General features: G+C 70.9%; 21 protein-coding genes. 10 read left to right on the top strand and 11 right to left on the bottom strand.

Translation table 11 applies throughout. The annotated features are described in order from the left end of the window. Positions 1-302: 302 nt before the first annotated feature. Complete coding sequence (locus M878_RS67255) at positions 303-899, bottom strand: TetR/AcrR family transcriptional regulator (RefSeq protein ID WP_023547671.1); 597 nt, start codon at positions 897-899, stop codon at positions 303-305. Between the two features lie 123 nt (positions 900-1,022). Here M878_RS67255 and M878_RS67250 point away from each other — a divergent pair, with 123 nt between their 5' ends. The 3 genes from M878_RS67250 to M878_RS67240 all read left to right on the top strand — a co-directional run bounded on the left by M878_RS67250 (position 1,023) and on the right by M878_RS67240 (position 3,749). Then, positions 1,023-2,615 (top strand): MDR family MFS transporter, encoded by a 1,593-nt coding sequence (locus M878_RS67250; RefSeq protein WP_023547670.1) that lies wholly within the window; start codon positions 1,023-1,025, stop codon positions 2,613-2,615. A gap of 184 nt (positions 2,616-2,799) precedes the next feature. Next, positions 2,800-3,306 (top strand): helix-turn-helix transcriptional regulator, encoded by a 507-nt coding sequence (locus tag M878_RS67245; protein WP_031225161.1) that lies wholly within the window; start codon positions 2,800-2,802, stop codon positions 3,304-3,306. Continuing rightward, positions 3,303-3,749, top strand: coding sequence for a VOC family protein (locus M878_RS67240; protein ID WP_023547668.1), 447 nt, complete (start codon positions 3,303-3,305; stop codon positions 3,747-3,749). Before M878_RS67245 ends, M878_RS67240 begins: the two co-directional genes overlap by 4 nt. An 86-nt stretch (positions 3,750-3,835) precedes the next feature. Here the strand turns inward: M878_RS67240 and M878_RS67235 are convergent, their stop codons facing one another. Further along, positions 3,836-4,588: an SDR family oxidoreductase gene (locus M878_RS67235; protein ID WP_051430092.1), complete on the bottom strand. Its 753-nt coding sequence runs from the start codon at positions 4,586-4,588 to the stop codon at positions 3,836-3,838. Between the two features lie 129 nt (positions 4,589-4,717). Here M878_RS67235 and M878_RS67230 point away from each other — a divergent pair, with 129 nt between their 5' ends. Then, the gene (locus M878_RS67230; RefSeq protein WP_023547666.1) at positions 4,718-5,299 is read left to right on the top strand and encodes a TetR/AcrR family transcriptional regulator; all 582 of its coding nucleotides are present in this window, start codon (positions 4,718-4,720) and stop codon (positions 5,297-5,299) included. A 16-nt stretch (positions 5,300-5,315) separates the two neighbouring features. Here the strand turns inward: M878_RS67230 and cseC are convergent, their stop codons facing one another. From cseC to M878_RS67205, 5 genes are all read right to left on the bottom strand, one after another. After that, a complete protein-coding gene (cseC, locus tag M878_RS67225) occupies positions 5,316-6,671 on the bottom strand; it encodes a two-component system sensor histidine kinase CseC (RefSeq protein WP_031225159.1) in 1,356 nt (451 codons plus the stop codon). Between the two features lie 11 nt (positions 6,672-6,682). Then, the gene (cseB, locus tag M878_RS67220) at positions 6,683-7,387 is read right to left on the bottom strand and encodes a two-component system response regulator CseB (protein WP_023547664.1); all 705 of its coding nucleotides are present in this window, start codon (positions 7,385-7,387) and stop codon (positions 6,683-6,685) included. A 37-nt stretch (positions 7,388-7,424) separates the two neighbouring features. Beyond that, complete coding sequence (locus M878_RS67215) at positions 7,425-8,081, bottom strand: hypothetical protein (RefSeq protein ID WP_023547663.1); 657 nt, start codon at positions 8,079-8,081, stop codon at positions 7,425-7,427. Continuing rightward, complete coding sequence (locus tag M878_RS67210) at positions 8,069-8,608, bottom strand: SigE family RNA polymerase sigma factor (protein ID WP_030751823.1); 540 nt, start codon at positions 8,606-8,608, stop codon at positions 8,069-8,071. Before M878_RS67210 ends, M878_RS67215 begins: the two co-directional genes overlap by 13 nt. Before the next feature lie 272 nt (positions 8,609-8,880). After that, positions 8,881-9,756 (bottom strand): HhH-GPD family protein, encoded by an 876-nt coding sequence (locus M878_RS67205; RefSeq protein WP_023547661.1) that lies wholly within the window; start codon positions 9,754-9,756, stop codon positions 8,881-8,883. Positions 9,757-9,936: 180 nt separating this feature from the next. On the opposite strand from M878_RS67205, the gene M878_RS67200 reads away from it, so the two are divergent. Further along, on the top strand, positions 9,937-10,737 hold the full coding sequence (locus M878_RS67200) for a hypothetical protein (RefSeq protein ID WP_209445536.1): 801 nt from the start codon (positions 9,937-9,939) through the stop codon (positions 10,735-10,737). 182 nt (positions 10,738-10,919) lie between these two features. Here the strand turns inward: M878_RS67200 and disA are convergent, their stop codons facing one another. Further along, a complete protein-coding gene (disA, locus tag M878_RS67195) occupies positions 10,920-12,044 on the bottom strand; it encodes a DNA integrity scanning diadenylate cyclase DisA (RefSeq protein WP_031225157.1) in 1,125 nt (374 codons plus the stop codon). Between the two features lie 80 nt (positions 12,045-12,124). After that, positions 12,125-13,534, bottom strand: coding sequence for a DNA repair protein RadA (gene radA / locus M878_RS67190; protein ID WP_023547658.1), 1,410 nt, complete (start codon positions 13,532-13,534; stop codon positions 12,125-12,127). A 319-nt stretch (positions 13,535-13,853) separates the two neighbouring features. On the opposite strand from radA, the gene M878_RS67185 reads away from it, so the two are divergent. Next, positions 13,854-15,569, top strand: a complete 1,716-nt coding sequence (locus M878_RS67185) for a BACON domain-containing protein (RefSeq protein WP_031225156.1) — start codon at positions 13,854-13,856, stop codon at positions 15,567-15,569. 589 nt (positions 15,570-16,158) lie between these two features. Here M878_RS67185 and M878_RS67180 read toward each other — a convergent pair. Further along, on the bottom strand, positions 16,159-16,911 hold the full coding sequence (locus M878_RS67180; protein ID WP_051430249.1) for a DUF3109 family protein: 753 nt from the start codon (positions 16,909-16,911) through the stop codon (positions 16,159-16,161). A gap of 185 nt (positions 16,912-17,096) precedes the next feature. Here M878_RS67180 and M878_RS67175 point away from each other — a divergent pair, with 185 nt between their 5' ends. The 4 genes from M878_RS67175 (at position 17,097) to ilvD (ending at position 21,681) form a co-directional block, all read left to right on the top strand. Further along, on the top strand, positions 17,097-18,029 hold the full coding sequence (locus M878_RS67175) for a Ppx/GppA family phosphatase (RefSeq protein ID WP_023547655.1): 933 nt from the start codon (positions 17,097-17,099) through the stop codon (positions 18,027-18,029). Positions 18,030-18,207: 178 nt separating this feature from the next. After that, positions 18,208-19,035 (top strand): sugar phosphate isomerase/epimerase family protein, encoded by an 828-nt coding sequence (locus M878_RS67170; protein ID WP_425347900.1) that lies wholly within the window; start codon positions 18,208-18,210, stop codon positions 19,033-19,035. Between the two features lie 10 nt (positions 19,036-19,045). Then, positions 19,046-19,693, top strand: coding sequence for a TetR/AcrR family transcriptional regulator (locus tag M878_RS67165; protein ID WP_023547653.1), 648 nt, complete (start codon positions 19,046-19,048; stop codon positions 19,691-19,693). Between the two features lie 134 nt (positions 19,694-19,827). Next, complete coding sequence (gene ilvD, locus M878_RS67160; RefSeq protein WP_023547652.1) at positions 19,828-21,681, top strand: dihydroxy-acid dehydratase; 1,854 nt, start codon at positions 19,828-19,830, stop codon at positions 21,679-21,681. 167 nt (positions 21,682-21,848) lie between these two features. Here the strand turns inward: ilvD and M878_RS67155 are convergent. Beyond that, on the bottom strand, positions 21,849-23,051 hold a 1,203-nt coding region (locus M878_RS67155; RefSeq protein ID WP_023547651.1), incomplete at its 5' end, for a PQQ-binding-like beta-propeller repeat protein.

Genomic DNA, 23,051 nt, shown 5'->3' with positions numbered 1-23,051 from the left:
TGGCGCGAGGGGAACCGTAGGGTTACTGGTTGGTAGGTGACCAGAGGTGTGCGTCACATTTACGTGGGTGCCGGGCGGACCGAGTGCTCGGCTGCCAAGGGGTGGCTGCTCGGTTGAACGTCCGTTCACCGGGTGGCGGTTCCGGTCCCGGGTCCATGAGGTTTCGCTGTTCCAGCGCGCCACGCCCCGTTCTTCCCGGACCGACGTCAACGCCAGCCAGAACGTCAAGACCGGCCGGCGTATCGGCCTGTCCGGCTCCACCGGCAACTTCTCCGGCCCGCTGAGCCGGCCCTCGTCCTGAGTCAGTTCTCGCCGGCGTGTTCGTGGGCCTGGGTGACGAGGCCCAGGGCGACTTCGAGGACGGCCTCGCGCCGCTCCTCGAAGTCGCCTTCCAGGTCCTGCATCACGAACATGCCCGCGTGCAGCGTGAACATCGCGCTGACGCAGCGGACCTGGTCGATGAGCGGTGCCTCCGGGTCGATGAAGATGTCCCGCATGCCGCGCATCCGGTCCTTGAAGGCGTCGCCGATGCGCAGGTCCCGGACCGTGCCCTGGTTGTCGTGCATGAAGCGGAAGAACGGCTCGGCGTCGGCCAGGATGCGGCTGTAGCGCCGCACCATCTCCTGCTTGGTCTGCAGTGTGTGCGGCTGGCTGCGACCCCACTCGATGAGTTCCTCGATCGGCCTCGTCAGATCCTCGAAGAGGCTGACGATGATCTCTTCCTTCGTCTTGAAGTGGTAGTACAGGGCTGCCTTTGTGACGTCGAGACGCTCGGCGATCTCGCGCAGGGAGGTCTTCTCGTAGCCCTGCTCCGCGAAGAGGTCGAGCGCCACGTCCTGAATGCGCTGGCGGGTGTTACCGCGGCGCTGCTGCTTGGTGCCGTCCATGGTGACGCCCATCCTCGTACTCCTCGCGCTCACGCGGAAACTTACTTGACGCCCGGCTAGTAACAGGTCTACTTTCCTAGTGTAGTGAACTAGCCGGGCGGCAAGTAAGTGGAGCCGCAGGGGGAGTGAGAAGAGATGGCGGACACGGTCGAGATCGTCGCGGAGAGTAAACAGGAGGGCAAACTGGGGGGCAAACGGCCCAAGAGTGTGCGAGTGGTCCTGCTCGCGCTCATGATCGCGATGATGCTCGCGATGCTGGACAACATGATCGTGGGTACGGCGATGCCGACGATCGTGGGCGAGCTGGGCGGCCTGGAGCACCTGTCCTGGGTGGTCACCGGCTACACCCTGGCCACCGCGGCCTCCACCCCGGTCTGGGGCAAGCTCGGTGACATGTATGGGCGCAAGGGCGCCTTCCTCAGCTCGATCGTCCTCTTCCTGATCGGCTCGGCGCTCAGTGGCATGGCCCAGAACATGGGCGAACTCATCGGCTTCCGGGCCGTGCAGGGTCTCGGCGCCGGCGGTCTGATGGTCGGCGTCATGGCGATCATCGGCGATCTGATCCCGCCGCGGGAGCGGGGCAAGTACACCGGCATGATGGCCGGCGTCATGGCGCTGGCGATGATCGGCGGCCCGCTGGTCGGCGGCACCATCACCGACAACTGGGGCTGGCGCTGGTCCTTCTACATCAACCTGCCGCTGGGTGTCGTGGCCCTGGCGCTGGTCGGCGCGGTGCTGCACCTGCCGAAGAAGCGGGCGCGGGCGCGCATCGACTACTGGGGTGTCCTGCTGCTGACCGTCGGCATCACGGCGATCGTGCTGGTCACCACCTGGGGCGGCACCCAGTACGCCTGGACCTCCGCGCGGATCATGGAACTGATCGGCATCGGCGTCGCCGCGCTGATCGGGTTCGTGTTCTGGCAGACCAGGGCCGTCGAGCCGGTGGTGCCGCTGCACATGTTCAGGAGCCGCAACTTCACCCTGATGTCGGTCATCGGCTTCATCACCGGCTTCGTGATGTTCGGCGCCACGCTCTATCTGCCGCTGTACCAGCAGTCGGTGCAGGGCGCCTCCGCGACCAACTCCGGTCTGCTGCTCCTGCCGATGCTCGGCGCGATGCTCGTGACCTCGACGGTCGCGGGCCGGGTCACCACCAAGAGCGGCCGCTACAAGATCTTCCCGATCGCCGGCGGTGCGCTGATGATCGCCGGGCTGTATCTGCTGTCGTTGATGGACACGGGTACGACCCGTTTCACCTCGGGTCTCTACATGGCGGTGCTGGGCCTGGGCATGGGCTGCATGATGCAGATCACCATGCTGGTGGCGCAGAACAGCGTGGAGATGAAGGACATGGGCGTGGCCTCCTCGTCCACGACCCTGTTCCGTACGCTGGGCTCCTCCTTCGGTGTCGCCATCATGGGCGCGCTGTTCAACGACCGGGTCAAGCACGTCATGGCCGAGCGGGCCGGCGCGCTGGGCAAGGGCGTCACCGAGAAGTCCGCGCAGCTGGACGCGAAGAGCCTGGCGAAGCTCCCCGCCGTGGCACGGGAGGCCTACCAGCACGCGGTGTCCGCCGGTACGCACTCGGCATTCCTGCTGGGCGCGGGGGTCGCGGTGATCACACTGGCCGCCGCGCTGTTCGTGAAGGAGGTTCCGCTCAAGAGCGGGAATCCTCCGGCGGAGAGCGTCGGCGATGTGGCTCCGGTGCAGGTCGCCGAAACCGTCTGAGCGATGCCTGATCCGAGCTGCGCCTGAACTGAAGACCCCGGTTGGTGTCCGCCCCGGGGTCTTCTTTTGCCCGCTTGCTCCTTTTGCCCACTTGCTCGCCCGTCTCGCTTGGTCGAGAGGCGGGCGTTTGTGGTGTTTGCGCTGGCAGGAGTCGATGTCAGTGCTCCATGTCACCATCGGCTGCATGGACAAACTGCGGCGGCTGCGTCTGGCCAAGGACGCCATGGACCGGGACTGGGCGGACCCCGGTCTCGATCTGGGCGCGCTGGCCGCGTGTGCCGGGTACTCGCGGTTTCATTTCCTGCGCGCCTTCAAGGACGTCTACGGCGAGACACCCGGCCAGTATCTGACCCACCGGCGGATCGAGCGGGCCGAGGAGATGCTGCGCTGTGCCAACCTCACCGTGACCGAGATCTGCACGCTCGTCGGCTTCAGCAGCCTCGGCACGTTCTCCGCCCGCTTCAAGGCTCGCACCGGGCTCACCCCGAGCGCGTACCGCGCCCGGCATGTGGGCCGCGGCGCCTCCCTGATACCCGGCTGCTACGCCATGCTCTGGGCCGGCGGATTCAGTACCGCAAGATCGGAGAAGCGCTCCGGGGCCGCCGCTGCCTACGGTGGCGAAGAGGCGTCCGCCCCGGCGGACAGCACCGCCAGCGTCATCAGCAACGCCGACAGGAGAGCAGAGCCATGATCAAGGGGCTTGCCATCACGACCGTCTGGGTCCTCGACCAGGACCGGGCCAAGGAGTTCTACACCGAGAAGCTGGGCCTGGAGGTCCGTACGGACATGACCATGGGGGAGGGCGGTATGCGCTGGCTCACCGTCGGCGCCCCGGGCCAGCCCGACGTGGAGCTGACGCTCATGGTGCCGGGGCCGCCGGCGATGGACCCCGAGTCCGCCGAGATGATGCGGAAGCTTGTCGCCAAGGGGGCACTCGGTGCGGGTGTGCTGGCGACCGATGACATCCACGGTGACTACAAGAAGCTCAAGGAACGTGGGGTGGAGTTCCTGCAGGAGCCGCAGGAGCGGCCGTACGGCACGGAGGCGCTGTTCCGGGACGACTCCGGGAACTGGTTCTCCTTCACGCAGCGCCGTGAGGGCGGGCTGGATGTGGAGCGGGACTGGGCTTGCTGAGTGCCTGGTAGCTCGGGGCGCGTTGCAGATCGGACACAGCCTCGCGCCCCTGAGGAGTTGAAGTGCCGTCGGCTTCGGGGCGCGCGTCAACGTCCCGTCGCCAGCGTCGCGCCTCCCGTCGCCTCCAGCACCACACCGGTCACGAAGTCGTTGGCCGCCAGCATATGGATCGCGCGGGCGATGTCCTCCGGGCGGCCGACGCGGCCGACGGGGGTGATCGCGGCGAAGCCGTCGAAGAGGGTCCGGCGCTGTTCGGCCGGTACGCCCTGCCACCAAGGCGTGTCGACGACGCCGGGTGAGACCGCGTTGATGCGCAGCGGGGCCAGTTCGACGGCGAGGGGCGGGACCATCGCCTCCAGGGCGCCGTTGATCGCTGCGAGGCCGGCGGTGCCGGGCAGGGCGGCGCGGGCGGAGGCGGCGGTCACCAGCGTCACCGAGCCGTCGCGGCGCAGGGCGGGCAGGGCGGCCTGGAGCACCTGGACGTGCGGCCAGAACTTGCCGTCGAAGCCCGCTGCCAGCTCGGCCAGGTCCAGCTCGGCGAAGGGGCCGCCGCCCTTGCCGCCGCTGAGCGCGACGACCAGGTGGTCGACGGGCCCGGAGCCCGCGAAGAAGGCGTCCACCGCGGCGCGGTCCGCCCCGTCCACCCGGTACGCCGAGACCTTGCCGCCGACCCGGCCCGCCGCGGCGTCGAGGCGGTCCTGGTCGCGGCCGGTGATGACCACCTCCGCACCGTCCGCCGCGAAGAACGCGGCCGCCGCCTCGCCGATGCCGGAGCTGCCGCCCATGACGACGACGCGCTGTCCTGCGAGGGCGTGCACAGGGCTGTTCGGAGTGCTCATGAGTGGCTCTCTCCTGACTCTTTGCTCTTTGTCGAGAACGCTGGTCTCGTTAAAGACTTACCGAGACCGGTAGTCTCGTCAAGGTGTTTCAGGCAGCGTAAGCCGCCGGGACTCGGAGAGGATGGGCCGGTGCACGACAGCAACGAACCCCGTCCGCACACCGGCCGCCGTCGTAACGAGGCGGCGCGCCGGGCGATCCTCGACGCCGCGCTGGAGCTGCTGGCAGACGCCGACGGCGCCCCGGTGAGCGTGGAGACCATCGCGCGGGCGGCCGGAGTCGGAAAACAGACCCTCTATCGCTGGTGGCCGTCGAAGGGCGCGGTCCTGCTGGACGCGCTCACCGACCGCGCCGCCCAGGACGTGCCCGCGCCGGACACCGGGAACCTCCGCGCGGACCTGCGCGCATATGCGGTCGCCACGTTCGAGGCCTCCCAGCGGCGGCCGTCCGCGCCCGCGCTGCGCACCCTCGTCCGGGAGGCGGCCCGGGACGCGCATCTGGCCGAGCTGATGCGGGTGTTCACGCAGTCCCGCAGGGCCGCGGTACGAGCGGTGCTCGAACGGGGCCGCGAGCGGGGGGAACTGGCCGCCGACCGGGATCTGGACCTGCTGGTCGACCAGTTCTACGGGTTCTTCTGGTACCGCTTCCTGCTCGGCCACGCCCCGCTCGACGAGGCCGCCGCCGACCGGCTCACGGACTCGCTCCTCAGGTAGCGGATCAGGTAGTGGCTCAGGACGCGCCTCCCGACAGCGGCAGCATCGGATAGCTGCCCGTGTTGGTCGGGGCGTGTTCCGGGAGCCAGAGCACGGCCACCGCGCCCTCCGCGGGAATCTCGGCGGGGGCTCCGGCAGGGCGTACGTTGCGGAACGTGAGCCGGGCGCCGAGCACCCGGGCCTGGCCCGCCGCGATGGTCAGACCGAGCCCGTGGCCCGTACCGGCGCGGTCCATGCTGCCGGTGCGGAAGCGGCTCGGCCCCTCGGCGAGCAGCTCCTCCGGGAAGCCGGGACCGTGGTCGCGGACCCGGATCACCCGGCCCTCGACGGTCACCTCGATCGGCGGCCGGCCGTGCCGGGCGGCGTTGGCGAGCAGGTTGAACAGCACCCGCTCCAGGCGGCGCGGATCGGTCGTGACCTCCGACTCGTGCACCACCCGTACGGCGATCTCCGGGTCCTTGGCGGCCACGCGCCGGGCGACGAACTCGCCCAGCATGATGTCCTGCAGCTCGGCCCGCTCCGATGCGCCGTCGAGGCGGGCCACCTCCAGCACGTCCTCGACGAGCGTGCGCATCGCCTTCGCCCGGTCCAGGACCAGCTCCGTCGGCCGGCCGGGGGGCAGGAGTTCGGCTGCCGTGAGCAGACCCGTCACCGGGGTGCGCAGTTCGTGCGCGATGTCGGCGGTGACCCGCCGCTCGGCCTCCAGCCGCTGCCGCAGCGCGTCCGCCATGGCGTCCACCGCGCGCGCGAGATCATCGGTCTCGTCCCGTACGACCCCGCCGATGGCCTCCCGCACCCGGACGTCGGTCTCGCCCTTGGCGACCTGGTTCGCGGCGGCCGCCGCCTTGCGCAGCCGCCCGGACAGCTGCCCTCCGATCAGTACACCGAGCGCGCTGCCGCCGAACACGACCGCCACGGAGCCGATGACCAGCGCCTGGTCGAGATCCTTCAGCACATCGGTGGAACGGTCCGGCATATGGCTGTGCAGGGAGAGCACATGCCCGTCCTTGGTCGGCACGGCCGCCCAGATGTCCGGCACCCCGCCGCTGTCGATGACGTCGCTGGCCTTGCGGCCCTGCTCGGCCTTCTCGCGCAGCGCCGACGGCAGCTCGGGGTCGTCGAGCTTGATGTTGGGGAAGTTCGGCCGTCGGTTCAGCTCGTAGTTGCGCTGCGCGATCTGGACGCGCTGATTGGCCAGGTCACGTGCGTTGTCGAGCATCGAGACCCGGGCCGCGTTGTGCACGACCAGGCTCAGCGCGATCGCCACCAGCCCGGCCACCAGCGCGATCGCCGCGCTGAGCTTCCATCTGAGCCCGGTGTGCAGGCCCGCGCGCTCCATGCGCCGGACCGGATACCGAAGAAACCCCCGCATTACCGCCCCGCTCAGGCCTTCAGCTTGTAGCCGAAGCCGCGGACCGTCTCGATCCGGTCCTGGCCGATCTTCTGCCGCAGCCGCTGCACATGCACGTCGACAACCCGGGTGTCCCCGCCCCAGCCGTAGTCCCACACGCGCTCCAGCAGCTTGTCGCGGGAGAGCACGGTGCCCGGCGCCGAGGAGAACTCGAGCAGCAGCCGCATCTCGGTCGGGGTGAGGGCCACCGGCGCTCCGGCCCGGCGCACCTCCATGCCCTCGGTGTCGATCTCCAGGTCCCCGAAGGTGAGCACGCCACCGGTCACCGTTTCCTCGGCGGTCTCGGTCCGGTCGCTGCCGCCCGCGTGCCCGAAGCGGCGCAGCACGGCCCGGATCCGCGCGACCAGCACGGCACCGTCGAACGGCTTGGTCACATAGTCGTCGGCGCCCGCCTCCAGGCCGAGGACGACGTCGATGGAGTCGGCGCGCGCCGACAGCATGATCACCGGAACGGTCGACTCGTCCCGGATACGACGGCACAGGCTGACCCCGTCCAGACCGGGGACCATGACGTCCAGCAGAGCGATGTCGGGGCGGTTGGCCCGGAACGCCTCCAGGCCCGACAGACCGTCGGGCATGGCCGTGACCGCGAAGCCGTCCCGCTCCAGGGCGAGCTGGGTGGCTTCACGGATGACGTCGTCGTCCTCGACGAACAGAACGTGGGTCTGGTCTGCCATCCCGGTGCTCTCAGTCCTCGTGGTGTGCTGTGGGGGGTCAGTTGTCCGGCGCGGGCGTCGCGGCGTCGCCGGAGCCGACCTTGCTGTAGTCGGTCTCGTGTATGTCCTTCTGGGCGAACCGGCCCGCCTTCCAGGTGTACGTGGTCACCGTCTCCTTTGACGGGTTCGACACCGGATCGTCCGTGTCGTACACCTGCTTGGTCACGGTCAGGTCGGAGCCGTCGATCTCTGCGTAGACCGGCGACTCCTCCGCCTTGAAGACATTCTCGTACGAACCGTCGACATCCCGGTACACATACGTGGCGATGCCCACCAAGTCACCGCAGGTCGACACGTTGACGAGGATGTCGTTGACGGATCCGCCGGTCAGATAGCCGTAGGAGACCTCGACCGGGTACTCGTCGGCGCTGCACGGCTCCAGCTCGCGCTTGACCGTCGTGGAGACCTTCGGGTCCTTCTTGATCAGTGAGACGGCGTCCACCCGCCGGAAGCCTCCGGATGCGCTGGGCGAGGGGGAGGCGACGGCTCCCGCGACCGCCGACGCATGGGCCGGGCCCTCGTCCCGGGCGCCCGTGCCCCCCGTACCGCACGCGGCGACGAAAAGGGCGACGGCGGCGAGCACGGCCCCCACCGCGATCACCGCCTGTGAACTGCCTCGGGCCCGGTCGGGCCCGGCCCCGGTCAGGCCGCGCAACGCTCCCGCTCCTCACGCTCCAGCGCGCGTGCGTCCAGATCGCGGGCCTCCAGCTCCTCCCGGAGCCGGGCGAGCGCCCGGTGCAGCGTGCTCTTGACCGTACCGGCCGACATGCCGAGGGCCGCGGCCGTCTCCTCCGTGGACATCTGCTCCCAGTGTCGCAGTACCACGACACTGCGCTGCTTCGGTGCGAGCACCTTCATGACGTCCATCAGCAGAGCCCGGTCGGCGTGCTGCTCGGTGGAGTCGTCCACGGACGCGTCCGGCAGCTGCTCGGTCGGGACCTCCTCCAGCTTGCGCGCTCGCCACCACTCCGTACGGGTGTTGATCATGACACGGCGCAGATAGGCGTCGGCGAGCCGCTTGTCGGCGATGCCCTCCCAGCGGCCGTACGTGCGCACCAGCGCCGTCTGCAGCAGGTCCTGGGCGTCGACGGGGTCCGGCACCAGTCGGCGGGCGCTGCGCAGCAGCGCGTCCTGCCGGGTGCGGACGTACTCCTCGAATTCGAGCACCTCGCCCTGCGCCATGATCAACCGCCTCCATTCCCCGTGTACTCCGGCCCCGTGCCTGAAGTTCCGCATCCCCGTGTCCGGTGGTCTGCCGGGCACGGAGAAGAAACTACGGAGTGGTTGTCACGGCGTTGTCCGATCCAGCCTTCGGCTAGCAATCGGCTATCCGTCGGTTGTGTAACGACCGTGGGAGCGGGGTAAGCAGGCTGGTTGATATGTCCCTTTCTGTGGGCCTTTGTCGGGCTAATGGCTCCGTAACAGAGCCCCCAAGGCTGTGACTTGGCTGTCCGTCAGCTCAACGGCAGTCGATACAGACCGCCCGGCAGCGGCTCCACCAGACCGTCCGCGACAAGCCCGTCGAGCGCGCGGGCGCGCTGCACCGGCTCGTGCCACACCCGGTCCAGCACCGACTGCGGCACCGGCGCGTGTGCCTCCCGCAGCACCGCCAGCAGCTTGCCGCGCACCTGCCGGTCCGTACCCGCGTACGTCTGGCCCCGGCGCGGCGGCCCCGCGTGCTCCGGCTTGCCGGCCAGCCGCCAGGCGCACTGCGCGGCGATCGGGCACCGCCCGCACCCCTCGTTCTTCGCCGTGCACACCAGCGCGCCCAGCTCCATCGAGGCGGCGGCCCAGCGCGCGGCCGTCTTCTCGTCCTCCGGCAGCAGCTCACGGGCCAGGCGCCGCTCGGCGGCCGTCGTCGCGTTCGGCGGGTACTGCACCCCCGTCACCGCCCGCGCGAAGACCCGGCGCACATTCGTGTCCAGCACCGCGTGCCGCTGCCCATACGCGAACGACGCCACCGCGGCCGCCGTGTACTCGCCGATGCCGGGCAGCGCCAGCAGCTGTGAGTGCTCCGTCGGTACGTCCCCGCCGTGCCGTTCCGTTATGGCTACGGCGGCTCCGTGCAGCCTGAGCGCCCGGCGCGGGTAGCCGAGCCGGCCCCAGGCGCGCACCGCCTCGCCCGGTGCCTCCTTCGCGAGGCCGGCGGGGCGCGGCCAGCGGGCCAGCCACTCCTCATAGACGGGCAGCACCCGGCTGACCGGGGTCTGCTGCAGCATGAACTCGCTGACCATCACACCCCACGGGCCCGCCTCCGGGCGGCGCCAGGGGAGGTCGCGGGCGTGGGCGTCGAACCAGGCGATCACAGGGGTGTGCAGCGTCTCAGTCATGGCCTTCCGATCCTCCCACGGCCAGGCGCCCGTGGCCGGTGACGGCGCGGTCACTCAGTGTCGTGATCTGTGAAGGGCCGCACCGCTGACGGCAGTTACCGGGATGATGATCCGGAAAAGTTGCCGCCCGAGCGGCGGGTGACGCAAGCAAGCGCGGGTATCTCTCGTAAGGTTTGGGCCGTGGGTTCTCTGCGCAATCCGGTCGGGCCGCTTCCCTCCTCCATCTACTGGCGAAGGAGGGTCGTACTGCTGTCCGTGGTGGCCCTGTTGGCACTGCTGATCACCTGGATCGCGACCGCCGGCGGCGGGGGCGGCAAGAAGAACGCCGAGGCGTCCAACGGCAAGAATCCCGCGCACACGATCACGCCGGGGCCGTCCTCGTCCGGTCCCGCGATCAGCCAACACCCGGGCGGGCGCGACGAGTCGAGCGGCGGGGACTCCAGCGGGAGCGGTTCCGCCTCCGGCGCCGACAGCGGGTCCTCCGGGTCCGGTGACGGCTCGGGCGGCGGCTCCGGTTCGGGCTCCGGTGGCGACGTCGGTACGGGCGACACGCTCCCGGCGTCCTCCTCGCTCCCCAACTGCACGTCCTCCGCAGTGGCGTTGACTCTGCGCAGTCTGCACAACTCCTACTCGCCGGACCAGACGCCGACCTTCGAACTCACCGCGAAGAACGGCTCGCCCACGGACTGCAAGGTCGATCTCGGGCCCAGGAGCACGGTGTTGACCATCACGCCGTCCGACGGAAGCAACCCGTTCTGGTCCTCGGCCGACTGCCCGCAGGGCCCCGGGAACCTGGTGTTCCGGGTGCCGGCGGGCCAGAGCATCACGTACACGGTGAAGTGGGACCGCAGGCCGAGCGCGCCCCAGTGTGCGACGCCCACTCCCACCGGGCGTTCGGCGCAGGCCGGTACGTATCTGCTGGAGGCGAAGGCGCCGGGGTTCGGGAAGGTACGCGCTTCGTTCGTGCTGTCGGCGGACTGAGGACGGGGGCGGCGCGGGTTCGTCGCCGGGTGCGGGTGTGCGGGGGCGTTCGGGCAGTTCCACGCGCTCCTAAAAGCACGCTGCGGCTTGCCTGCCTGAGGGGTGCGGGGAACCGCGCGAGCAGCCACCATGGACCCGCAAGACCACCACGCCCCCCGAGCCATTGGGCGCCCGGCCGGAACTCAGACGTACCGCTCCAGGATGGACGACTCGGCCAACCGGGACAGACCCTCCCGCACGCTCCTCGCGCGCGCCTCTCCCACACCGTCCACGGTCTGCAGATCATCCACGCTGGCGGCGAGTAGCTTCTGCAGGCCCCCGAAATGCTCGACCAGCCGGTCGATGATCGCGCCCGGAAGGCGCGGAACCTTCGCCAGCAGCCGGAAGCCCCGTGGGGACACCGCGGAGTCCAGCGTCTCCGGCGACCCGGTATAGCCCAGCGCACGCGCCACCGTGCCGAGTTCCAGCAGCTCCGCATGGCTCAGCGCGTCCAGCTCGGACAGCGCCTCCTCGACCGTACGGGACCGCTTCGCCGTCGGCTCGGGGACATAGTCCCGGACGACCAGCTCACGGTCGGGCTCGACCCCGGCGATCAACTCCTCCAGCTGGAGCGCGAGAAGCCGCCCGTCCGTGCCCAGTTCGACCACGTATTCGGCGATTTCGGTGGCGATACGGCGGACCATCTCCAGCCGCTGCGCGACGGCGGACACGTCCCGCACCGTCACCAGGTCCTCGATCTCCAGCGCCGACAGCGTGCCGGCCACCTCGTCCAGGCGCAGCTTGTACCGCTCCAGCGTGGCCAGCGCCTGGTTCGCCCGGGACAGGATCGCCGCCGAGTCCTCCAGGACGCGGCGCTGACCGTCGACGTAGAGGGCGATCAGCCGCATCGACTGGGAGACGGAGACCACGGGGAAGCCGACCTGCTTGCTGACCCGGTCCGCCGTGCGGTGCCGGGTGCCCGTCTCCTCCGTCGGGATCGTCGGGTCCGGCACCAGCTGCACTCCGGCGCGCAGGATCTTCGACAGGTCGGAGGAGAGCACGATGCCGCCGTCGAGCTTGCACAGCTCCCGCAGCCGGGTCGCGGTGAACTCGACATCCAGGACAAAACCGCCCGTGCACATCGCCTCGACCGTCTTGTCGGAGCCGAGGACGATGAGCCCGCCGGTGTTGCCGCGCAGAACGCGCTCGAGGCCGTCACGCAGGGCCGTACCGGGAGCCACGGCGCTCAGCGAGGCGCGCATCAGGCCATCGGAACCGGCACTCCCACCGGACTTTCCGGGAGCTGCTGCCCGGTCGTTGGCTGCCACTGCACTCCTCCGGTCGCAGGTTCTGACGCGCTCCCGTACCCGCACTCGGTTCGTACGGACGGGCGAGACCTGCGCAAAGTCTACCGGCGCTCCTCCGCCTCCCGTGGGGCCTCTCGGCGACGCGAGCGTGGCAGCACCCGCAGCGCGTCCCCCATGTCGGCCACTTCCAGGACCTTCATGCCGGGCGGCACCTTGCCCGGATCGGTCGGCACGAGCGCGTGCGTGAAGCCCAGCCGGTGCGCCTCTGCGAGCCTGCGCTGCACGCCCGTGACCCGTCTGACCTCGCCCGCGAGGCCCACCTCGCCGATGGCCACCAGATTCTTCGGCAGCGGGGTGTCACTGGCGGCGGAGGCCAGCGCCAGCGCGACCGCGAGGTCGGCGGCCGGCTCCGACAGCTTCACCCCGCCCACCGTCGCGGAGTAGATGTCCCGCTTGCCGAGCGCGCTGATCCGGCCGCGCTGCTCCAGGACGGCCAGCATCATCGACACGCGCGAGGTCTCCAGGCCCGAGGTCGTACGCCGCGGGGAGGGGATCTGGGAGTCCACGGTCAGCGCCTGGACCTCGGCCACCAGCGGGCGGCGGCCCTCCAGGGTGACGGTCAGACAGGTGCCCGGGACCGGTTCGTCCCGACGTGTCAGGAAAAGCCCGCTCGGGTCTGCGAGGCCCGTGATGCCCTCGTCGTGCAGCTCGAAGCAGCCGACCTCGTCCGTGGCGCCGTAGCGGTTCTTCACACCCCGGACGAGACGGAGACGCGCGTGCCGGTCGCCCTCGAAGTGGAGCACGACGTCCACGAGGTGCTCCAGCAGGCGCGGGCCGGCGATCGCGCCGTCCTTCGTGACATGGCCCACCAGCAGCGTGGACATGCCGCGGTCCTTGGAGGCGCGGATCAGCGCTCCCGCCACCTCCCGCACCTGCGCCATGCCGCCGGGCGCGCCCTCGATCTCCGGGGAGGCGACCGTCTGCACCGAGTCGAGGATCAGCAGGGACGGCTTCACCTCGTCCAGGTGGCCGAGGACAGCGGACAGGTCGGTCTCGGCGGCCAGATACAGCTCGTCGTGCAGGGCGCCGATACGGTCCGCGCGCAGCCGCACCTGGCTCGCGGACTCCTCACCGGTGACATAGAGCGTGCGGTGCTCGGCGCTCGCGGACTTGGCGGCCACGTCCAGCAGCAGCGTGGACTTGCCGACGCCGGGCTCGCCGGCGAGCAGCACGACCGCACCGGGCACCAGGCCGCCGCCGAGCACCCGGTCCAGCTCGGGCACGCCGGTCGTGCGGGCGGTGGCCTGCCGGCCGTCGACCTGGCCGATGGGGACCGCGGAGGTGGTGACGCGGCCGGGTGCCGTCGTACGGACCGTGAGCGCGCCGTACTCCTCGATCGTGCCCCAGGCCTGGCATTCGGGGCAGCGGCCGAGCCACTTGGCCGTCTGCCAGCCGCACTCGGTGCAGCGGTAGGACGGGCGGTCCTTGGTGGTCTTGGTACGGGCAGCCATGCGGAAACCGTAGCCCGCACCACTGACAATCGGTCCCCGGGTCGCCGAAGGGTCTCCCCGGACCGCCGAAAGGTCTCCCTGGGCCGTCGGTCGGATGAACGGGCCGTCTGTGGGATGAACGAGTCATCCATGGGATGAACGGGCCATCCGTGCGATGAACTGGCCGTGGGTGGGTGAACCAGTATCGGCCATGACCCGTCGGGATCGAGCCATGGAACAAAGGGTTCCTGTCCCCTTATGAGGGATCGTTTCACCCGTACGGATTAAAAGTGCTCAAGGTTAGAGAAGGGGCACTCCGCAGCCGCCTACGGTCGCACAGGTGATGAGCAGTAGCCCGGAGACCACCACCCGCACCAGCGGCACGCACTGGGCGCACCGCGAGGCGCGTGCCGCACGAGAGGCGCGGGAGGGGCGCGACCGCGTCCCCGGGCGCACCCTCGCCCAACGGCCGCCGGCCCGCTACGAGCCGTACCTGGACGGGCTGTTCACCTACTGTCTGTCGGTCCTGTGCGACCACGACGCGGCCACCGACGCCCTCGGCGACGTCCTCGCCCTGGCCGAGCGGCGCGGACACCGCGTCCCCGAGGCCGCCGGCGACCGCAGGGCCTGGCTGTACGCGCTGGCCCGCTGGGCGTGCCTGCGCAAGCTGGCCGAGGCCAAGCAGAAACGTCAGGCCACCCACGCGGCGGGCCGCTCCGCGGCCGCGAGCCGGGTCCCCGAGCAGACCGTGGCCCCGGAGGTCCAGGAGCAGCGCCGCAGCGAACTGTCCCTGCTGGCCTGGCCGGAGGCGGCCGGTACGACCCCCGAGCAGCGCGAGGCCCTGGAGCTGGCCGTCCGCCACCACCTGGCCGCGCACGAGGTCGGCGCCGTACTCGGCATGGAACCCGCCGCCGCGCGCGACCTGCTGGCCACGGCCGCCTGCGAGGTCGAGCGCACCCGCGCGGCCCTCGCCGTCGTCGAGACCGGCGGTTGTCCCAGCGTGGCCCACCTCACGGGGGACAGCCGGCTGGTCCTCAGTACGGCCCTGCGCCGCGAGCTGGTCCGGCACGTGGACGACTGCCCGTGCTGTCGCCGTACCGCCGAGCGAGCCGTCCCCGGCCGCTGGCCCGGCGCCACGGTCACCCCGGCCGAGCTGCCCGTCCTCGAAGCCCCTCGCGCGGCACTGCACGTTGCTCTGGCGCACCACTCACGCGCGCGTGGCGTCGCGGCACCCCGCTTCGACCGGCGTGGCTTCCCGATGGACCCCAAGGACCGCGCGGCCCGCCGGGACCGGCTGCGCGCGCGTGCGGTGACGACGACGGTCGTGGCCACGGTGGTGGCCGCCCCCGTCCTGGCCCTGTGGGCTGCCTACCGGGGTGCCCCGACGGCGGAGGGGGACGGCCCCTCGGCCACCGCGCGCGAGGCGGAGGGCCCCGATGCCCTCGGCGGCGACCCGGCCGGCGGTTACGAGAACGCCGGGAACGCGCGCGTGAAGCCCGGCGCGCACATCGGCCAGGACGGCAAGGCGGACGTCTCCGTGGAGGTCGTCAGCGTCTCCGGGGCGGGCGACAAGGGCTCCGGGCGGGTCGATGTCAGCGCCGCGCACGACGGTGACACCACGCTGATCACCCTAACCGCCTCCGGCACGGCCCCGGTCCGCTGGTCCGCCTCCACCTCGGCGCCCTGGCTCTACTTCAGCCGGTCCGCGGGAACCCTCGCCCCCGGCGAAACGTTGACGATCAAGATGTACGTCGACCACCTCCGCGAGCCCTCCGGCTTCTGGCGCGCGCAGGTGGCGATCTCCCCGGCCGGCACGGTGGTCTCCATCGACGGCTACGGCACGGCCCCGACCCACCACCCCACGTCCCCGCCCCCTTCCTCCACCCCACCCACCACTCCCACCCAACCCCCCACACCCCCACCGACCACCCAGTCCCCACCCCCAACCACCTCGACCCCGCCCCCCACCCCCACAACCCCACCTCCATCCTCCGACTCCCCACCCCCGACTCAGTCCCCGACCAACTCCGAGACGCCTAGCCCTTCTGGCGGCTAGGGGTGGGGCTTGGGGGTGGGCTTTGGGAGGGGTATCGGGTGTGGGCGGCTGATCGGGAGCGTCTGGTCCGGGACGGCTAGTCCTTCTGGCGGCTGGGGGTGGGGCTTGGAGAGGCGGGATGTGGGAGGGGCATGGGGTGGGGCGGCTGATCGGGGGGCCAGGTCCGAGACGCTGGCGTGGGTCCGGCGGAGCCCCCGGCATGCGGTCGTCGGGTCTTGCCGCTGCCCCCCCGGTATGCAGCCGCCGGACCTTGCCGCTGCCCCCGGCAAGTGGCGGTCGGACCGTGCTGGCGGCCCTGGGACGCGGCGGTCGGACCGTGCCGCTGCCCCCGGCATGCCGTCGCCGGATCTTGCCGCTGCCCCCGGCAAGTGGCGGTCGGACCTTGCCTGCGGCCCTGGGACCGTGCCGGCGGCGCCTGGACGCGGCTGTCGGTTCTTACCTCGGGACGCGCGAGCCGGTCCCTGATCGCGGCTCTCGCCCCTGGCACGCGACAGTCGGTCTCGCCCTCCCCCGGGAGGCACCCGGGCGTCGCCCCCCTCGGTGCCCTTTCAGCCGACCGAGACGGGGGGTGGGAAAGGGAGGGGTGGAGTTACGGGGTCGGGTCGGCGGGGTGAGGGGCGAGGAGCGGCAGCTGCGACGCCAGTCGTGCTTCGCAGAGCTCGACCAGACGGTCGTACCCCGCCTTGCCCATCAGCTCGGTCAGCTCGGCCCGGTAGGAGACGTACACCGGCTCGCCCGCGCCGTGTGCGGAGGTCGCCGAGGTGCACCACCAGTGCAGGTCGTGGCCGCCCGGACCCCAGCCCCGGCGGTCGTACTCGCCGATGGAGATCTGGAGGACCCGTGTGTCGTCGGGGCGGTCGATCCAGTCGTACGTCCGCCGGATCGGCAGCTGCCAGCACACGTCCGGCTTGGTCTCCAGCGGCTCCCGGCCCTCCCGCAGAGCGAGGATGTGCAGCGAGCAGCCCGCGCCGCCCGCGAAACCGGGCCGGTTCTGGAAGATGCACGAGCCCTGGAAGGGCCGGGTCTGACGTGAGCCCTCGTCGTCCTCCGAGACCCAGCCGTTCCGCGTGCCCTCCTCGTGGTGCTGCCAGATCTCCGGCGTGAGCCGCGCCACGTGCCCGGCGACCCGCTTCTCGTCGTCCTCGTCCGAGAAGTGCGCGCCCAGCGAGCAGCACCCGTCGTCCGCGCGGCCCGCCTGAATGCCCTGGCAGCCGCTGCCGAAGATGCAGGTCCAGCGAGAGGTCAGCCATGTCAGATCACAGCGGAAGACCTGCTCGTCGTCCGCAGGATCAGGAAACTCCACCCAGGCGCGCGCGAAGTCGAGCCCCTTCTCGTCGCTCATCTTCGGGGCCTTCTTGGAATTCTTGGACTTCTTGGACACGGACGCCGTCGCCTGCGAGGAATCCTTCAACTCCTTGGAGGATTTGTGATCCTTCGCCTTTTTCGTCTTTGGCACGTGTCCAGGGTAAGTGGCCGAGGACCGCTCCGGGGACCGTCGGCGGACGATCTGGCAGTAGCGTTCCGTATATGAGACTCGGTGTCCTGGACGTGGGTTCGAACACGGTGCATCTCCTGGTGGTGGACGCCCACCCCGGCGCGCGCCCGCTGCCCGCACATTCGCACAAGGCCGACCTTCGGCTTGCCCAACTGCTCGACGGCGGCGGTGCCATCGGCGACGACGGCGTGGAGAAGCTGGTCGGCGTGGTACGGGATGCGCTCCAGGCCGCCGAGGACAAGGGCGTCGAGGATCTGCTGCCGTTCGCGACCTCCGCCGTCCGGGAGGCCACCAACGCCGACGACGTCCTCGCGCGCGTGGCCGACGAGACCGGCGTACGACTCCAGGTCCTCACCGGCGCGGAGGAGGCCCGGCTGACCTTCCTCGCGGTCCGCCGCTGGTTCGGCTGGTCCGCCGGAAAGCTGCTGGTCCTGGACATCGGCGGCGGTTCCCTGGAGATCGCCTACGGCATAGACGAGGAGCCGGACGCCGCCGTCTCGCTGCCGCTCGGCGCCGGGCGGCTCACCGCCGGCTGGCTGCCCGGCGACCCACCCGCCCCCGACGCCGTGCGCACGTTGCGCCGCCATGTACGTACGGAGATCGCCCGCACGGTCGGCGAATTCAGCCGCCTCGGCATCCCCGACCATGTCGTCGCCACCTCCAAGACCTTCAAGCAGCTCGCCCGCATCGCCGGCGCCGCCCGCAGCGCCGACGGCCTCTACGTCCAGCGCGAACTCAAACGTGAGTCCCTGGAGGCCTGGGTCCCGCGCCTCGCCGGAATGACCGCCGACCAGCGCGCCGAACTCCCGGGAGTCTCGGAGGGCCGCTCCGGCCAGCTGCTGGCCGGCGCCCTGGTGGCCGAGGGCGCGATGGACCTGTTCGGCGTCGAGAACCTGGAGATCTGTCCGTGGGCCCTGAGGGAGGGCGTGATCCTGCGGCGCCTTGATCACATGGGTTCGGACTAGAAACCTGAGGGGCGCGGGGCTGTATCGATATGCGGCTCCGCCGCGATGGGGGTCCCCCGGGTTCGAGCGAAGCCCGGAACTTGGGGGACCGATCAACCGCGACGAACCCGCACCCGCAAATGGCGAACGTCACAACGGCGAATAGGCACCCAACACCCGAGCCACTCAACCCCTTAAGGTGACGGACGTGGCTGAAGCAAGGGACGCGGACGTGCGTATCGCGCTGTCGACGGCCTCCGTATACCCGGAGTCCACGGCGACGGCCTTCGAGGTCGCCGCGCGCCTCGGGTACGACGGCGTCGAGGTCATGGTGTGGACCGACCCGGTCAGCCAGGACATCGAGGCGCTGCGCCGCCTGTCGGACTACCACGGCATTCCGGTCCTGGCGGTCCACGCCCCCTGCCTGCTGATCACCCAGCGGGTCTGGTCGACGGACCCCTGGGTCAAGCTGCAGCGCGCCCGGGCGGCCGCTGAGAAGCTGGGCGCCTCCACCGTCGTCGTACACCCGCCCTTCCGCTGGCAGCGGCAGTACGCGCGCGACTTCGTCGACGGGATCTGGCGGATGGCGGACGAGACGGACGTACGGTTCGCGGTAGAGAACATGTACCCGTGGCGCTACCGGGACCGCGAGATGCTCGCCTACGCCCCCGACTGGGACGTCACCCAGCACGACTACCGGCACTTCACGATCGATCTCAGCCACACCGCGACCGCCCGCGCGGACGCCCTGGACATGATCGACCGCATGGGCGACCGCCTCGGCCATGTGCACCTCGCCGACGGCCGGGGCTCGGCCAAGGACGAGCACCTGGTGCCCGGCCGCGGCACCCAGCCCTGCGCCGAGCTGCTGGAACACCTGACCCTCTCCGGCTTCGACGGCCATGTCGTCATCGAGGTCAACACCCGCCGCGCGATGTCCGCCGCCGAGCGCGAGGCCGACCTCGCCGAGGCCCTGGCCTTCACCCGCAAGCACCTGGCGTCGGCGGTCCGGGTGCCCCGGCCATGAGCGAGTACCGATGACCAAGAACACGCCGCCGACCGAGAGCACGCCACCGTCGCCCGGCGAGCCGGCCGGCCGCCGAAGGGGCAGGCCGCCGCGCACCGAGTCCGCCGGCACCCGCGACCGCATCCTCACCGCGGCCCGCGGGGAGTTCTCCGAGCGCGGGTACGAGAAGACGTCCGTCCGCGGCATCGCCAAGGCGGCCGGGGTCGACTCCGCGCTGGTCCACCACTACTTCGGCACCAAGGAGCAGGTCTTCGAGGCGGCCATCGCCGTGGCCTTCGCGCCCGCGCTCGACGCGCCGGTCGCGGTCGCCGACGGCCCACTGGAAGGGGTGGGGGAGCGGCTGACCCGCTTCGTCTTCGGTGTCTGGGAGAACCCCACCACCCGCACCCCGCTGCTGGCCATCGTCCGCTCGGCCGTCAACAACGACACCGCGGCCGCCGTCTTCCGCCGCCTGATCGCCGCCCAGCTGCTGCGCCGGATCGCCGCCCAGGTGGATCTGCCGGACCCCGAGCTGCGCGCCGAGCTGGCCGCCGCCCAGCTGGTGGGTACGGCGATGATGCGCTACGTGATCAAGCTGGAGCCGCTGGCGTCGGCGGACCTGGAGCAGATCATCGCGCGCGTCGCCCCTGTCGTACAGCATCACCTCACGGATCGGTGACCTCACGGACAGGTGAAACGCGCGTCCCGTATTCCGGACAGCCGTGTCCAGCCCTTGGAGTGGCGGCGTAGTCTCATAGACAGCCAGAAGTCTCTGGACTCATTGCCAGATGGTCATTCGAGGAGCGAGCGACGATGCCCGAGCTGAGGTCCCGCACAGTCACCCACGGCCGCAACATGGCGGGCGCCCGCGCCCTGATGCGCGCCTCCGGTGTACCCGGTGCGGACATCGGCCGGAAGCCGATCATCGCGGTCGCGAACTCCTTCACCGAGTTCGTGCCGGGCCACACCCATCTGCAGCCGGTCGGCCGGATCGTCAGCGAGGCGATCACGGAGGCGGGCGGCATCCCGCGCGAGTTCAACACGATCGCCGTGGACGACGGCATCGCCATGGGCCACGGTGGCATGCTCTACTCCCTGCCCTCCCGCGACCTGATCGCGGACAGCGTGGAGTACATGGTGGAGGCCCACTGCGCCGACGCCCTGGTCTGCATCTCCAACTGCGACAAGATCACGCCGGGCATGCTGCTGGCGGCGCTGCGCCTGAACATCCCGACGGTCTTCGTCTCCGGCGGCCCGATGGAGTCCGGCCGCGCCACCCTCGTGGACGGCACGGTCCGCACCCTCGACCTGGTCGACGCGATCTCCGACGCCGTCAACGACAAGATCTCCGACGAGGACATCCTCCGTATCGAGGAGAGCGCCTGCCCGACCTGCGGCAGCTGTTCCGGCATGTTCACGGCCAACTCGATGAACTGCCTGACCGAGGCGATCGGCCTGTCCCTGCCCGGCAACGGCTCGGTCCTCGCCACCCACACCGCGCGCAAGCAGCTCTACGTCGACGCGGCCCGCACGGTCATGGACCTCACCCGCCGCTACTACGAGCAGGACGACGAGTCGGTCCTCCCGCTCAACATCGCCACCTTCCAGGCCTTCGAGAACGCCATGGCCCTGGACATCGCGATGGGCGGCTCCACCAACACGATCCTGCACCTGCTGGCCGCCGCCCAGGAGGCGGGCGTCCCCTTCGGCCTGGAGCAGATCGACGCCGTCTCGCGCCGCGTCCCCTGCCTGGCGAAGGTCGCCCCGAACGTCGCGAAGAACCGCACGTACTACATGGAGGACGTGCACCGCGCCGGCGGCATCCCGGCCCTGCTCGGCGAACTGCACCGCGCCGGCCTGCTCAACGAGGACGTGCACGCGGTCCACAGCCCGTCCCTGGCCGACTGGCTGAAGACCTGGGACGTCCGCGGCGGCTCCCCGTCCCCGGAGGCGGTCGAGCTCTGGCACGCCGCCCCGGGCTGTGTCCGCTCCGCCCAGGCCTTCTCCCAGTCCGAGCGCTGGGAGGCCCTGGACGAGGACGCGGAGGGCGGCTGCATCCGCTCCGTCGAGCACGCCTACTCCAAGGACGGCGGCCTCGCGGTCCTCAAGGGCAACCTGGCCGTGGACGGCTGTGTGGTCAAGACGGCCGGTGTCGACGAGTCCATCTGGACCTTCGAGGGCCCGGCGGTCGTCTGCGAGTCCCAGGAGGAGGCCGTCCAGCGCATCCTCACCCACGAGGTCAGGGACGGCGACGTCGTCGTCATCCGCTACGAGGGTCCCAAGGGCGGCCCCGGCATGCAGGAGATGCTCTACCCGACCTCGTACCTGAAGGGCCGCGGCCTCGGCAAGACCTGCGCCCTGATCACCGACGGCCGTTTCTCGGGCGGCACATCGGGTCTGTCCATCGGCCACGCCTCTCCCGAGGCGGCCTCCGGCGGCACCATCGCCCTGGTCCAGGACGGCGACCGCATCCGCATCGACATCCCGAACCGCACGATCGAGCTGCTGGTCGACGAGGCCGAACTGGCCCGCCGCGAGCAGGCCTTGGGCGGCGTCTACGCCCCCGGGAACCGCGACCGCAAGGTCTCGGCCGCCCTGCGCGCCTACGCCGCGATGGCGACCAGCGCGGACAAGGGCGCGGTCCGCGACGTGACCAAGCTGGGCTGACCCAGCCCGCACGTAGAAGCTGACCCAGGCCGCACGTGGAAGGGGCCGCCTCCGGCGGGGGCGGCCCCTTTGTCAGTCACCTTGTCGGTCCCCTTTTGTCAGTCACCTTTGCCAGTCACCTTTGCCAGTCACCTTTGCCAGTCACCTTTGCCAGTCACCTCTGCACGTCACCAGTCGGCCGGATTGCGCGCCCCGACGCCGAAGACCGTTCCGTCGGGAGCGGCGGCGTAGACGTGGCCGTCGACGACCACCGGTGCCGGCAGCTCCGCGGTGACCTTGTCCGCGTCGGCGCCGAGCCGCGGCCGGGTCTGCCCGATGAGGTGTCCGTCGTGCGCGTCGAACGCCAGCAGGCGTCCGTCGGCCGCGGTGAAGTAGACGTGCGCACCGTCGCCGACCGGGGCCGAGCCGCGGCTGACGGACGTTTCGATGTGCCACCGCCGCTTGCCGGCGTTCAGGCCGACGGCCTCCAGCGAGCCGCCCGTGGCCAGCAGGTACACCGTGTCGCCGTGCACGGTGGCCTGCGGCGTCAGCCGCGGGACCGGCAGCGCCACCCGGCGCGACGTCTTCGTGCCCGGCGTGTAACGGACCACGGCGTTCGCCTCCCCGGTGGCCCGGTCGACGGACAGGAAGGCCAGGGACCCGCCCTGGCTGCCGACCGGCTCCAGCACCCCGTTCAGCGAGGCGTTCCAGCGCACGGCACCGGTACCGGGATCCACCGCGGCGACGTGGGTGCGCGTCCCGTCCGGCGACGTGGTGGTCGCGTAGACCAGCGGGTCCCCGCCGAACGAGGCGAGGAACGGGGTGCCGGAGCCCGGGAGCCGATGACTCCACTTCGTCCGGCCCGACTTGCTTTCCACGCCGCTGACCGTTCCGTCGGCTCCGGTGAACAGGGCCGTGCCACCGGCGTAGCGGCCCGTCGCGCCCTGCGGCAGCGGCCGCTTCCCCACCTCGTTGCCGGAGCGCAGGTCGAAGGCCTCCAGCCGCGAGCCGCCGTTCGTGGAGAGCTGCACGAGCGAGTCCGAGAGAACCGGCGGTCCGCTGACCGGCCCGGCGGCGACCGAGTGGTGCCACAGCAGCTTTCCGTCGGCGGGGGAGAGCGCGAAGACCGCACCGGGCCGCGCACACAGCAACCTGCCGGCCCCGTACGAACACTGAGGCATCCCCGTCCCCTCGGACAGCGGCTTGGCCTCCCAGGAGCTGAACACCGCGGCCTTGGTGTGCGGGGTCATACCGGCCGGCGTGGTCCCTTCGCTTCCCAGCAGCTGTACGACGACCAGTGCGGCGGCCGCGACGAGGCCGAGCGCTCCGGCGCTCACCGCCACCTTCCGGCCGACGCGGCGCCTGGCCGACGGCTCCGGCTGCCCGGCGCG

The sequence above is a fragment of the Streptomyces roseochromogenus subsp. oscitans DS 12.976 genome, from assembly GCF_000497445.1.
GTDB classification, from domain to species: Bacteria; Actinomycetota; Actinomycetes; order Streptomycetales; family Streptomycetaceae; genus Streptomyces; species Streptomyces oscitans.
The sequence above is the reverse complement of the archived record's forward strand: the minus strand, read 5'-3'. Positions and strand labels throughout refer to the sequence as shown.